Raw genomic sequence first — 11,962 nt, 5'->3', positions numbered from 1 at the left:
GGTGAAGACGATCTACGAACGAATCATTCCCTTGGCGGAAGCGGAAAAGGACCGCGTCGCGAAGGCGACGGCGGAAAAAAAGAAACGGTATGAGCAGGAAGTCGAAAAGCTGTATCACCTGCTCGTCCGGTACGAGACGTTCCAGAAGGCTCAAAACGAGACGGGGAAAGTGGAACTTGCGATCTCCCAGTACCGGGAGCGGGCAAGGGACGTCGTCAAACAGCAGATCGAACGGCAACAACTGTTCGTGACGCAAGCTCGCAATCAGTATGAGCGGGCGCAGGGAGAGTTGAAGACGGCGATGATCGAGGAGAAGAAGTTCACCCGGCTCCAGGAGAATAAGCTCGAATACGAGCGCATCGCTGCCGGACTGCTCGAACAAGAACAATTAGATGAACTCGCTTTACTGCAGTTCGGAAGAGGACGGACATCATGAACAACGAGTCAAAGACATCAAAACAGTGGCTCATCCCACTGATCATCATCCCGCTCGTCCTGATCCTGCTGGCTGTGTATGTAGTACTCAACTACGCGAACGGCAGACCGTTGTTCGCCTTGCCGATTGATCAGACTGCGACGATTGAATCAAACGACAATGATGATGAACGCTTGAAGATCGCGAACGCGGAAATCAAGAAACTGCGGACGAAGCTGGCAGATCAGACGAATATCCTGAAAGCGAAAGAACAGGAAGTCGTCCGACTGATCGCCGAGCGCGACCGGTTGAAGAAGACTCCGACCGAGAGCGCAGCTCCGGCAGCGGAAGAGACAGTTGAAGAAAAGAAGCAAGCGACGGTGACAGACGTCTATTCTGAGATGGCACCGAAGCAGGCGGCTATGATTCTCAATGAGCTTAGCCCGACCGAGGTCGTGGCCATCCTTGAGGACGTCGACGCTGAGACGCAAGCCGAGATCATTGGAAAGATGGATCCGAAGAAAGCGGCTGCCTTGACGCAACTGATAGCGAATTGAGGGAGGAGGAGTCAGGTGAATACGATCCAACCCATCCAACAGACAGCAGAGACGACAACTAAGAAGGGACCATCTGCCGGGCAACCTGCCGGTCAGTTCGCGTCGATGCTTCAATTATTGACATCGATCTCGCCACAGAGCGACCTGATACCACAATTGATTCCCAAAGAATCTGAAGGCGAAACATCAAATGATCAGCTCATCGCACTCATGAGTGAAATTGAAGGGAAACCCGGTCTTGCGAAGCAACTGCTCGATACACCAGAGCTCCAGCTGCTCCTTGATCAAGAGCCGGAATCCGTCGAAGACGTGATCGAGTGGCTCCATCAAGTCGAGCAAGGAGAAATCGCAGGAAGTCTCGAGACGCTCGAGCGACTTCCACTTCAAATCAAAGAGGCGCTTCCGGCGATCATCACGAACGTCCTTGCGCCAAAGCGGGAGACTGCAATAAAGGAGCCCGCGAAAGAGACCGCAAGGATGATGCCTACCGTCTCCCTCAACACGCCGCGGGTTAAGGATAGCACTGTGTTAGAGAAGGCGACGAACGAACCGGAGACGGCACCGGACACCGAGGACTCAATCGGCCTTGTAAGCAGAGGAGAAGCGAAGACTGAGATGCAGGTGACTGCGCAAAGACCGGCAAAGGAAGCACTCGATCTGAACGATCCGCGCTTTGACGATCGTCTTCGCGCAAAGATCGAGGCTGCCTTAGCGAAAGCACCATTCACGCAGGGAAGAGACGGGACGACACGCCTGTCGATCCGTCTGTATCCGGAGCAGCTTGGTGAACTCGTCGTTCAGCTGGAAAGAAAAGATGGCGAGCTGACGGTCAAACTGTTCACGGCGACGGAATCCGTCAAACAGGCAATCGAGCAGCAACTAGGAAAACTGCAGCAAATGCTTCAACAACATGCACCGCAGACACGAATCGAGACGGGGATCGTCGCCTCGAACGTCAAGGATTTCGGACGTGAGACTTTCGACGACCGAAGACGAGATGCCGAGCATCAGGAACAGCAAGCCGACCAGGAGAGCGAGGAGGAAGAGGATGATGACTAATATCAACCCGTCAGTCGCGAAATCGATTGAGAGCTACCGCTTGCCGGAGAAAGAGCAGGCGGCGCCGACGAATAAGATGGACAAGGACATGTTCATGAAGCTACTCATCGCCCAGCTGTCGAACCAGGATCCGACTGCGCCGATGGAGGACAAGGAGTTCATCGCACAGATGGCTCAATTCTCCTCGCTCGAGCAGATGCAGGCGATCGGAAAGGGCATCGAGACGATGAACCTGAATCAACATGCCGGAAGTCTTCTCTCCTACAGCAATCTGATCGGCAAGAACGTCTCATATGAATACGAGACGACGGAGGTCGATGACCAGGGAAACGAATCGACGAAGACGGTCAGCGGGACATCGAACGTCCTGAGCGTCAAACGGGACGGAGTGGATGTCATCGCCGAGCTCGGAAATGGTGAGCTGGTCAGCGTCTATGAACTGAACGAAATCACACTCAAGGAGGAAAAATAACATGTTGCGTTCTATGTACTCAGGAATCAGTGGACTGAAGAACTTCCAGTCTAAGCTCGACGTCGTCGGTAACAACATCGCGAACGTCAATACGTTCGGCTACAAAAAAGGCCGCGTCACCTTCAAAGACCTCGTCAACCAATCGGTCGGATCTGCATCCGGTGCAGGCGGCGGAGTCGGCGGGACGAACCCGAAACAAGTCGGTCTCGGTGCCTCGATGGCGACGGTAGACAACGTCTTCAACCAAGGGGCGCTCCAGAACACGGGCCGCACGCTCGACATCGGAATCTCCGGTGAAGGGTTCTACCAGGTCATGACGGCGGACGGACTCCAGTTCACGCGTTCAGGAAACTTCTATACGGACCTCGAGGGGAATCTCGTGACAGGTGACGGAAATTACTTGATCGGGGTAAAAGCGGTTGCAGCTGGTGCTGGAAAAGTAAAGGCCGATGCGGTCAAGGATGCGACTGGGAATGCATACCCACTGCCAACTAATTCAGGATCATTGGGCTTGGTATCGAAGCCTGCTGGATCTACTGGATATGATGCAGACGGCGTCGCAACCTATACCACGGGAACTGCACCCGGAAATCCTTATATCCGAATCGAAATTCCGAGTACGGCACGTAACCTGTCGATTGGGAAAGACGGACTCGTTACGTTCATCGATGATGCGGGCAAGCTCAATAATGCCGGATACATCGCGATGGCGAACTTCTCGAACACGGGTGGTCTTGAAAAATCAGGCGTCAACCTGTTCTCGCAATCGCAGAACTCAGGAACGCCGGTACCGGGTACTCCAGGCGCAGGTGGACTCGGTCAGCTCACATCAGGAACACTCGAGATGTCAAACGTCGACTTGTCTGAGGAGTTCACAGAGATGATCATCGCCCAGCGCGGATTCCAGGCGAACACGCGAATCATCACGACGTCCGACCAAGTGCTAGAAGAGCTCGTCAATCTGAAACGATGATCAGCCTGACAGCGCTGAGGGGGACGCCAATCGTCCTGAATGCCTTGTTGATCGAGGCGGTCCGTGCGACGCCAGACACGACGATCCAGCTCGTCGGCGGACAGACGTACGTCGTCCGCGAGACGATCGAGCAGGTGCAGGAGGCAACGATCGCATTTTATCAGCAAATCGGACTGATCCGGATGAACGCCGGAAGGAGGCAAGAAGATGGAGGAAGAGAAAAAGAAGAGTAAATTGCGCCTGCCGCTGCTCTTGATCGTGATCGCTGCGATGATGGTCGGCGCAGGTTATGCGGTCTATCAATATCTCTGGATGGAGACAGAGCCGAAGGCGGCGGTCAAGCAGCCGACGGGCGAGGAACTTGCTGAACGGAGTTTCGCGACGGACGATCTGACGACGAACATCGCGGACGAACGATTCCTGAACGTCCAGTTCACGATCGTGACGGACGACGCAAAAACGAAGACGGAGCTCGAGCTCCGCAAGTTCCAGATTCACAACATCATTCTCGGCAATCTTGCTGAGATGAAGAAGAAAGACCTGGATTCAAAGCAGGACATGGCCCGACTTGAAGAGAAACTTCGAGTTCAGTTCAAGGAACTCCTTGAAGAGGGCGACGTCCAGCGCGTCTATACGACGAAAAAAATCATCCAATGAGGTGTCAGCATGAGCGAAGTCTTATCACAACATGAAATCGACGCCTTGCTTTCTGCCATCTCGAGCGGTGATATGGAAGTCGACGAAATACGAAGCCAAGAGGAGGAGCGGCGCGTCAAGGTCTATGACTTCAAACGGGCGCTTCGCTTCTCGAAGGATCAACTGCGCAGCCTGACGCGGATCCATGAACAGTTCGCACGGATGCTGACGACATACTTTTCTGCTCAGCTCCGTACATACGTCCAGTTTACCGTCAATACGGTCGAGCAACTGCCTTATGACGAATTCATTCATTCCATCCCGAACATGACGATGCTCAATCTCGTGCATCTGCATCCGCTCGACGGACGCATCATCTTCGAGGTCAATCCGAACATCGCCTATGCGATGCTCGACCGGATGCTTGGCGGACCGGGACTCGGGATGAACAAAATCGAGAACTTGACCGAAATCGAGACACGCATCATGACACAACTTTTCCGCAAGGCCTTCTCACAATATGGAAGTGCCTGGGACTCGATCGCTGAAATCGATGCGGAGTATGCGGAACTGGAGGTCAATCCGCAGTTTCTTCAGCTCGTCTCGCCGAATGAGACAGTCATCCTCGTGTCTCTATATGTCACAGTAGGCGAAGTGAGCGGTACGCTAAACATCTGTCTGCCATTCGTCACGCTTGAGCCGATCATCTCGAAGCTGTCAAGCCATTTCTGGATGCAACAAGAGAAGCGGCGGACCGTCGAGGAACACCAGACGGAACAGATGGAGGCTCAGTTGATGGGGTCGATCGTCGATTTGAAAGCTGTTCTTGGCCAGACGGAACTTTCGTTTGGTGAGTTGTTACACCTCGAGGTAGGCGATTGCTTAGCCCTTCAGGCACGTACGACAGACCCGGTCGAATTATACGTCGATGACCGTAAAATGTTTAAGGCGCGGCCAGGCCTGAACGGGAAGCATCTCGCCTTACAAGTATTAGATCGAATTGAGGAGGAATAACATGAGCGACATGCTTTCACAAGAAGAAATCGACGCGTTGCTGAACGGGGCGCCGATGACTCCGCCACCAACGCAACAAGCCAACCTAGACGAAATGGAAATCGATGCGCTCGGAGAAGTGGGTAACATCTCGCTAGGGAACTCCGCGACAGCGCTATCCGCGCTGTTGAATCAAAAAGTCGAGATCACGACGCCTCAGGTCAGCATGATCTCGATGGATGAGCTGAGAAGCCGCTATCCGATTCCACATGTCGCTCTGCGCGTCGGTTATACGGAAGGATTCGAAGGTGAGAACGTCTTGATCCTGACACAACGGGACGCGACCGTCATCGCGAACTTGATGATGGGAGGAGACGGCATCATCGACGAGTCTGTCCCGATGGAACCGATCGCACTCTCAGCCGTCCAAGAAGCGATGAACCAGATGATGGGAGCGGCAGCGACATCGATGTCGACCGTTTTCGCCATGCGAATCGACATCTCACCGCCGGCTGTCGAGATTTTCGACTTCTCAGAGGGGAAGAGCATCGTCGACAGCTTCGACCTTTGGGACAAGATGGTCATCATCGAGTTCAACCTGAAAATCGGAAACCTGATCGATTCCAAGATCGTCCAGCTCGCACCGGTCGATTTCTCGAAACAGCTGATCCAAAAGCTTTTCAGCTTGAGCACGCAACAGTCAGAGACGCCAAAGCCGGCGAGCAGCCCAGTCCGGCAGCCTGAAGCGAAACCGGCAAGTCCGGAGCCGCAACGAGCGGAACAACTTCCGCCTGCGCCGCCGAAACCGGCAGTCGACGTGAGCCCGGTCGAATTCGGCCAGCTGTCAGACAGTCCGGTCGAAGGCGGTACGCCGGGGAACATCGGAATGCTGTATGACGTCCCGTTGAACGTCACGGTCGAACTCGGGCGGACGCGCAAGTCAGTCCGGGATGTGCTTGAACTGACGCAAGGATCGATCATCGAGCTCGACAAGCTTGCCGGCGAACCTGTCGACGTGTTCGTCAACAACACACTGATCGCGACGGGAGAAGTCGTCGTGATCGAAGAAAACTTCGGTGTCAGAATCACTGAGATCGTCAATCCAAAAGAACGACTACGAATGTTTTAACGACTACGAATGTTTTGAGGAGGAAATGGAATGAGTACAAAAATTTTGATTGTAGATGATGCGGCTTTCATGCGAATGATGATTAAGGAAATTCTCTCGAAGAATGGATATGACGTGGTCGGTGAGGCTGAAAACGGCCGCGACGCGGTCGCGAAATATAAGGAGCTCTCGCCAGACCTCGTGACGCTTGATATCACGATGCCTGAAATGGATGGCATCTCGGCACTTAAGGAAATCAAATCATTCGATCCTGCAGCGAAAATCATCATGTGTTCGGCAATGGGGCAGCAATCGATGGTCATCGATGCCATCCAGGCAGGGGCGAAGGACTTCATCGTCAAGCCATTCCAGGCGGACCGCGTACTCGAGGCGGTTGCTAAGACAGTATCGTCATGAAGAAATTGACCTTTCTGACCTGTCTCATCCTGTTTCTGCTCAGTGCCCCGGCACAGGCAGAGACGGTCGATGAGATGCTGAACAACAAGAAGAGTGAACCGACAACAGAACAGGTCGAAGGGTCGTCGACGTTCGTCACCATCATCAAGGTAGTCGTCACGCTCGCAGTCCTGCTCGGCGGGTTCCTGCTCGTCGTCCGTTGGCTGAACGAGCGGACGCGCGGCGTAAGAGAGACTGGGAAGATGGCCCATCTCGGCGGAGTACCGCTCGGGAAGGACCGTTCCGTCCAGCTCGTTCGGGTTCAAGGGAAAATCTATGTAGTAGGGGTAGGGCAGAACGTCGAGCTCATCGATACGATCGAGGATGATCTCGAATGGGCATCGATGGCTGAAGATGCGCCTACAGTCGAGACGAAAAGGAACTCACCATTCGTCGAGACGTTCAAGGCGCAGCTCGAACAGTTCCAGAATCGAGGTCGCGAATGAACACGATCGAAAGCTTGATTTCACTCGATACGCCTTCAGGTACGGCGACCTCGGTCAAACTGCTCGTGCTGCTGACGCTCTTGTCGCTCGCACCTTCGCTGCTCATCCTGATGACATGCTTCACGCGCGTCGTCGTCGTACTCTCGTTCGTGCGGTCAGCACTCGGGACACAACAGACGCCGCCGAACCAGCTGCTCATCGGTCTCGCCCTCTTCATCACGCTGTTCGTCATGTCGCCTATCATCAGCGACTTGAATACGCAGGCGCTGAAGCCATACATGAACAACGATATCTCGCAGAATGAGGCGTTCGACGAAGCAGGAGACATCATGAAGCGATTCATGGCGAAGCATACCCGCTCGAATGATCTTGAACTGTTCTTGAAGTACGGCAAGTATGAAAAACCTGAAAAGGTTGAAGATATCCCGCTCGTCGCCATCGTACCGGCTTATGCGATCAGCGAGCTGAAGACGGCCTTTCAGATCGGCTTCATGATCTTCATCCCGTTTCTCGTCATCGACATGGTCGTCTCGAGCGTCCTGATGTCGATGGGGATGATGATGTTGCCGCCGGTCATGATCGCTTTACCGTTCAAGCTCTTGCTGTTCATCCTGGTCGATGGATGGCACTTGATCGTCGAATCGCTGCTCGTCAGCATGCAATAGGAGGAATCACGATGACGCAAGAAATGATCATACAACTCGCGAGTTCGGCTGTCTGGACGCTGCTCAAGGTCTCGGCACCGCTCTTGCTCGTCTCGCTCGTCGTCGGTCTCCTCGTCAGCATCCTGCAGGCGACGACACAAATCCAGGAACAAACATTGTCTTTCGTCCCGAAGATCGTCGCAGTATTTCTTTCGCTCATCTTCTTCGGTCCGTGGATCATGCAGGAGCTCGAGACGTTCACGCTGCAAATCTTTGAGCAAATCGTCGAGGTCTCAAGGAAATGAACCTGCTTTCCTTCGTCAGCGTCTTTTTGCTTGTTTTCGGCAGGACGGTCGGCTTCTTCGTAGCAGCACCGCTGTTCTCATCAAAACAGCTTCCCGCTCAGCATAAGCTGGCCATCGCGGCAGCGCTCGCCTACTTCTCGAGTTATACGGTGAAGACGGCGGTCCACGTGACAGATGCCGATTTCTACTTCCGGATGGGGACAGAGGTCATCGTCGGTCTCGCGCTCGGACTGATCGCGAGTCTGCTCCTATATGCGCCTCAAATCGCAGGGTCGATCATCGACTTGCAGATGGGTCTCGCGATGGCGTCGGCGTATGACCCGATGTTCGGCGGACAATCGCCGATCGTCGGTCGCTTCTACTACATGTTGACGTTGCTCGTCCTGCTCGCCTCTGACATGCACCTTATTCTGCTCGACGGGATCTACACGAGTTTTCTCGTGTTCCCGCCAGGCGAGGCGCTCTCGATATCGGGTGAGGCCGGGATGAGTCTCGTCGTCAAGATCATCGGGCTTGCGATGCTGACGGCGCTTCAAATGGCGCTTCCGCTCGTCGTCTCCTTGTTTCTTGTCGATCTCGCTCTCGGTTTTCTCGCGAAGACCGCACCGCAGTTCAACATATTCGCCATCGGTTTCTCGGTCAAGCTACTGATTGGATACGGTCTGCTGTTTTTGCTCGCCGGAGCGACCATCACGGCGATTTCACGTTTCGTTCCGCTCCTCCAGCATGCGCTCGCGGATGCGATTCAGCTGTTAGGAGGATAAGAGATGACTAAATTCGCATTACGTCTTGACCTCCAGTTCTTCGCTGGAGAAAAGACTGAAAAAGCAACACCACGAAAGCGGGAGGATACAAGGAAAAAGGGGCAGGTCGCAAAATCTGCGGACGTGACGAGCGGGCTCATGCTGCTCGCCATGTTCCTCGTCCTGCTCGCTTTCGGGCCGATGCTCGGGAAAAGGTTCGTCGATCTTTTGACAAACGGCCTCAGTCCGCAAGCGGTACTGGTATCCGTAGAGGAAGGAAAGGTCGAAGAGGTGATGATCGAGATGATGATCGAGATGGGGATACTCGTCTCTCCATTCTTCCTGACGGCACTTCTTGTCGGAGTCATCGGAAACTTCATTCAGATCGGGGTGCTTTTATCCGGAGAAGCGATCCAGCCGAAGCTCGACCGCATCAACCCTCTTCAGGGAATCAAGCGGATCGTCAGCATGAAGGCACTCGTCGAGTTCCTGAAGTCAGTCTTCAAACTCCTGATCATCGGCGCGACAAGCGGCATCATCCTTTGGAACAACAAGGTTGAAATCTCGCGTTTGACGACGGAGCCGATTGGCGGGGCGTTAGCCATCATCGGCCAACTGACCTTCCAACTCGGGCTGTCCGTCAGTATCGCGCTCTTGATGCTCGCAGTCTTCGACTTCGCCTATCAACGGTTCGATTTCGAAAAATCGATCCGGATGAGTAAACAAGACTTGAAGGACGAGCACAAGAACACAGAAGGTGACCCTCAAATCAAGGGGAAAATCAAGCAACAACAACGGGAGATGGCGATGCGGCGGATGATGCAGGAAATTCCGAACGCAGACGTCGTCATAACGAACCCGACCCATTATGCAGTCGCGATCAAGTATGACGACGGAAGGCACGCTGCACCTGTCGTCGTGGCAAAAGGAGTCGACGCCGTAGCATTCCGAATCCGGGAGAAGGCGACCGAATCCGGGGTGCCTCTCGTCGAGAATCGTCCGCTCGCCCGCGCTCTATACGCGCAAGTCGAGATCGGGATGGCTGTAGAAGAGGAATTCTATCAAGCACTCGCGGAGACACTCGCCTTCGTCTATCAAATGAAACAATCGCAAGAGAGGAATGAAGCAACATGACAATTTCAACTAAAGACCTATCCGTACTGCTAGGAGTCATCATGATCGTCGTCATGCTGGTCATTCCGCTGCCTGGATTCGCACTCGACTTCCTGATCATCATCAACATTCTGATCGCACTCGTCGTCCTGCTCGTCGCGATGAATGCGAAGGAAGCGCTTGAGTTCTCGGTGTTTCCATCACTGCTACTGATCGTGACGTTGTTCCGTCTCGGACTGAACGTCTCGACGACGCGTTCGATCCTTTCGACCGGTCACGGCGGACAGGTCATCGAGGCGTTCGGCAACTTCGTCGTAGGGGGCAATGCGCTCGTCGGCTTCGTCGTCTTCCTGATTCTCGTCCTGATCCAGTTCATCGTCATCACGAAGGGTTCGGAACGGGTATCGGAAGTCTCGGCTCGTTTTACGCTCGACGCGATGCCGGGTAAGCAGATGGCGATCGATGCCGACCTCAACTCAGGCATGATCGACGAGCTGCAGGCACGGACACGTCGTCAGAAAATCCAATCCGAGGCTGACTTTTACGGAGCGATGGACGGTGCATCGAAGTTCGTCAAAGGAGATGCCATCGCGGGCATCATCATCGTCATCATCAACCTGATCTTCGGGATGATCATCGGCGTCGTCCAGCAAGGATTGCCGGTCGGTGAATCCGTACAGATGTACACACTCCTGACTGTAGGTGACGGTCTGGTCAGTCAAATCCCGGCGCTCCTCATTTCGGTCGCGACCGGTATCATCGTCACACGCTCGGCTTCGGAAGGAAATCTTGGGGAAGACATCATCAACCAGTTGGGTCAAAATCCGATCCTTGTCATGATTGCGGCGGGTGCGATCTTCCTGCTCGGGTTGTTCACGCCGATTCCTGATTTCGTCACGATCCCGCTTGCTTTGCTTGCCGGATTCGGTGCATGGCAAATGCGCAAGGCGACTAAAAACGTCGTCCCGGAAGAACCTGTCACGGAGGAAACGACAGCGAGCCTGCGCTCCTCCGAATCAGTCGTCTCGCTTCTCAACGTCGATACGATCGAATTCGAGTTCGGTTACGGCTTGATTCCGCTCGCTGACGAAGCACAGGGCGGTGACCTGCTCGACCGGGTCGTCATGATCAGAAGGCAGCTCGCGCTCGAACTGGGGTTCGTCCTGCCGACCGTCCGGATCCGGGACCATCTCCAATTGCCACCTAACCGTTACCGCATCAAGATTCGCGGCAGCGAGATGGCGGGAGGAGAACTACTGCTCGACCACTACCTGGCGATGAGCCCGGGGGTGGACGACCCTGAAATTCAAGGAATCGAGACGGTAGAACCGGCGTTTGGCATGCCGGCACTTTGGATCGACGAACGGACGCGCAGCCGGGCTGAGATGTCAGGGTATACCGTCGTCGACCCGCCATCGGTAGTCGCCACCCATCTGACCGAACTCCTGAAGCGTCATGCTTCAGAGCTTCTCGGACGGGAAGAGACGAAACAGCTCGTCGATCACCTGAAGGAGACGCATCCGATTCTTGTCGACGAAGTGACACCAGGTCTTCTCTCGATCGGCGAACTCCAAAAAGTCTTCGTCCAGCTGTTGAAGGAAAAAGTCTCGATCCGCAATTTGCCGCTCATCTTCGAGACGCTCGCGGATTACGGTACCGTGACGAAGGATGCGGAATTGCTCGCAGAGTATGTTCGTCAGTCACTCTCACGCCAAATCACGGAACAAGTCATGCAAAGCGATACGCTGCATGTCGTCACCGTCTCGAGCGAGATGGAGCAGGATATTCAGGCAAGCATCCAAAAGACCGAGTTCGGAAACTACTTGGCGCTTGACCCTGAGAAGGCGACTCAGTTCGTGGAATCATTCAATCAGTTGACAGCCGAGTTTGACCGTTACGGCGCGCAGCCGGTCGTCTTGACATCACCGAGCATACGGATGTTCGTCCGCCAGTTGACGGAGCGTTATTTCCCGGATGTGCCGATCCTGTCCTACAACGAGCTGATTCCGACGATTGAAGTAAAAAGTATTGGGGTGATTTAA

The 11,962-nt window shown here is 54.3% G+C and carries 16 protein-coding genes; all 16 read left to right on the top strand.

The genetic code is table 11. From position 1 onward, the window contains the following. Position 1: 1 nt before the first annotated feature. The 16 genes from DFG60_RS07215 to flhA are packed head-to-tail and all read left to right on the top strand — an operon-like array spanning position 2 to position 11,962. A complete protein-coding gene (locus tag DFG60_RS07215) occupies positions 2 to 436 on the top strand; it encodes a flagellar export protein FliJ (RefSeq protein ID WP_114571235.1) in 435 nt (144 codons plus the stop codon). Then, positions 433 to 972 (top strand): MotE family protein, encoded by a 540-nt coding sequence (locus DFG60_RS07210; RefSeq protein WP_114571077.1) that lies wholly within the window; start codon positions 433 to 435, stop codon positions 970 to 972. The genes DFG60_RS07215 and DFG60_RS07210 overlap by 4 nt, the downstream gene beginning before the upstream one ends. A gap of 15 nt (positions 973 to 987) precedes the next feature. Then, entirely contained in the window at positions 988 to 2,031 is a 1,044-nt protein-coding gene (locus DFG60_RS07205; RefSeq protein ID WP_114571076.1) for a flagellar hook-length control protein FliK, read from the top strand. Further along, the gene (locus DFG60_RS07200; RefSeq protein ID WP_114571234.1) at positions 2,024 to 2,503 is read left to right on the top strand and encodes a flagellar hook capping FlgD N-terminal domain-containing protein; all 480 of its coding nucleotides are present in this window, start codon (positions 2,024 to 2,026) and stop codon (positions 2,501 to 2,503) included. The genes DFG60_RS07205 and DFG60_RS07200 overlap by 8 nt, the downstream gene beginning before the upstream one ends. Before the next feature lies 1 nt (position 2,504). Further along, a complete protein-coding gene (locus DFG60_RS07195) occupies positions 2,505 to 3,476 on the top strand; it encodes a flagellar hook-basal body complex protein (protein WP_114571075.1) in 972 nt (323 codons plus the stop codon). Then, complete coding sequence (locus DFG60_RS07190) at positions 3,473 to 3,709, top strand: flagellar FlbD family protein (protein ID WP_114571074.1); 237 nt, start codon at positions 3,473 to 3,475, stop codon at positions 3,707 to 3,709. The genes DFG60_RS07195 and DFG60_RS07190 overlap by 4 nt, the downstream gene beginning before the upstream one ends. Further along, positions 3,684 to 4,133: a flagellar basal body-associated FliL family protein gene (locus DFG60_RS07185; protein ID WP_114571073.1), complete on the top strand. Its 450-nt coding sequence runs from the start codon at positions 3,684 to 3,686 to the stop codon at positions 4,131 to 4,133. Before DFG60_RS07190 ends, DFG60_RS07185 begins: the two co-directional genes overlap by 26 nt. Before the next feature lie 9 nt (positions 4,134 to 4,142). Beyond that, complete coding sequence (fliM, locus tag DFG60_RS07180; RefSeq protein WP_114571072.1) at positions 4,143 to 5,126, top strand: flagellar motor switch protein FliM; 984 nt, start codon at positions 4,143 to 4,145, stop codon at positions 5,124 to 5,126. Between the two features lies 1 nt (position 5,127). After that, positions 5,128 to 6,234 carry a flagellar motor switch phosphatase FliY gene (gene fliY, locus DFG60_RS07175; RefSeq protein WP_114571071.1) on the top strand — a complete coding sequence of 369 codons (1,107 nt, stop codon included), beginning with the start codon at positions 5,128 to 5,130 and terminating at the stop codon, positions 6,232 to 6,234. 30 nt (positions 6,235 to 6,264) lie between these two features. Then, complete coding sequence (locus tag DFG60_RS07170) at positions 6,265 to 6,630, top strand: response regulator (protein ID WP_114571070.1); 366 nt, start codon at positions 6,265 to 6,267, stop codon at positions 6,628 to 6,630. Further along, a complete protein-coding gene (locus tag DFG60_RS07165) occupies positions 6,627 to 7,115 on the top strand; it encodes a flagellar biosynthetic protein FliO (RefSeq protein WP_114571069.1) in 489 nt (162 codons plus the stop codon). Before DFG60_RS07170 ends, DFG60_RS07165 begins: the two co-directional genes overlap by 4 nt. Next, the gene (gene fliP, locus DFG60_RS07160) at positions 7,112 to 7,780 is read left to right on the top strand and encodes a flagellar type III secretion system pore protein FliP (RefSeq protein WP_114571068.1); all 669 of its coding nucleotides are present in this window, start codon (positions 7,112 to 7,114) and stop codon (positions 7,778 to 7,780) included. The genes DFG60_RS07165 and fliP overlap by 4 nt, the downstream gene beginning before the upstream one ends. Positions 7,781 to 7,791: 11 nt before the next feature. Beyond that, complete coding sequence (gene fliQ, locus DFG60_RS07155; RefSeq protein ID WP_114571067.1) at positions 7,792 to 8,064, top strand: flagellar biosynthesis protein FliQ; 273 nt, start codon at positions 7,792 to 7,794, stop codon at positions 8,062 to 8,064. Further along, positions 8,061 to 8,828, top strand: a complete 768-nt coding sequence (fliR, locus tag DFG60_RS07150; RefSeq protein WP_114571066.1) for a flagellar biosynthetic protein FliR — start codon at positions 8,061 to 8,063, stop codon at positions 8,826 to 8,828. Before fliQ ends, fliR begins: the two co-directional genes overlap by 4 nt. Positions 8,829 to 8,831: 3 nt before the next feature. Further along, complete coding sequence (gene flhB / locus DFG60_RS07145) at positions 8,832 to 9,941, top strand: flagellar biosynthesis protein FlhB (RefSeq protein ID WP_114571065.1); 1,110 nt, start codon at positions 8,832 to 8,834, stop codon at positions 9,939 to 9,941. Further along, positions 9,938 to 11,962, top strand: coding sequence for a flagellar biosynthesis protein FlhA (flhA, locus tag DFG60_RS07140; protein WP_114571064.1), 2,025 nt, complete (start codon positions 9,938 to 9,940; stop codon positions 11,960 to 11,962). The genes flhB and flhA overlap by 4 nt, the downstream gene beginning before the upstream one ends.

It is taken from the genome of Exiguobacterium flavidum, assembly GCF_003344535.1.
Taxonomy (GTDB): Bacteria; Bacillota; Bacilli; order Exiguobacteriales; family Exiguobacteriaceae; genus Exiguobacterium_A; species Exiguobacterium_A flavidum.
Note: the sequence above shows the minus strand (reverse complement) of the source record. Positions and strands in the feature narration are given on the sequence as shown.

Excerpts from the sequence above, each read along its gene's own strand:
- DFG60_RS07210 (WP_114571077.1), top strand. The coding sequence starts at position 433 with ATGAACAACGAGTCAAAGACATCAAAACAGTGGCTCATCCCACTGATC.
- DFG60_RS07200 (WP_114571234.1), top strand. The coding sequence starts at position 2,024 with ATGACTAATATCAACCCGTCAGTCGCGAAATCGATTGAGAGCTACCGC.
- DFG60_RS07195 (WP_114571075.1), top strand. The coding sequence starts at position 2,505 with ATGTTGCGTTCTATGTACTCAGGAATCAGTGGACTGAAGAACTTCCAG.
- DFG60_RS07190 (WP_114571074.1), top strand. The coding sequence starts at position 3,473 with ATGATCAGCCTGACAGCGCTGAGGGGGACGCCAATCGTCCTGAATGCC.
- DFG60_RS07185 (WP_114571073.1), top strand. The coding sequence starts at position 3,684 with ATGGAGGAAGAGAAAAAGAAGAGTAAATTGCGCCTGCCGCTGCTCTTG.
- fliM (WP_114571072.1), top strand. The coding sequence starts at position 4,143 with ATGAGCGAAGTCTTATCACAACATGAAATCGACGCCTTGCTTTCTGCC.
- fliY (WP_114571071.1), top strand. The coding sequence starts at position 5,128 with ATGAGCGACATGCTTTCACAAGAAGAAATCGACGCGTTGCTGAACGGG.
- DFG60_RS07170 (WP_114571070.1), top strand. The coding sequence starts at position 6,265 with ATGAGTACAAAAATTTTGATTGTAGATGATGCGGCTTTCATGCGAATG.
- DFG60_RS07165 (WP_114571069.1), top strand. The coding sequence starts at position 6,627 with ATGAAGAAATTGACCTTTCTGACCTGTCTCATCCTGTTTCTGCTCAGT.
- fliP (WP_114571068.1), top strand. The coding sequence starts at position 7,112 with ATGAACACGATCGAAAGCTTGATTTCACTCGATACGCCTTCAGGTACG.
- fliQ (WP_114571067.1), top strand. The coding sequence starts at position 7,792 with ATGACGCAAGAAATGATCATACAACTCGCGAGTTCGGCTGTCTGGACG.
- fliR (WP_114571066.1), top strand. The coding sequence starts at position 8,061 with ATGAACCTGCTTTCCTTCGTCAGCGTCTTTTTGCTTGTTTTCGGCAGG.
- flhB (WP_114571065.1), top strand. The coding sequence starts at position 8,832 with ATGACTAAATTCGCATTACGTCTTGACCTCCAGTTCTTCGCTGGAGAA.
- flhA (WP_114571064.1), top strand. The coding sequence starts at position 9,938 with ATGACAATTTCAACTAAAGACCTATCCGTACTGCTAGGAGTCATCATG.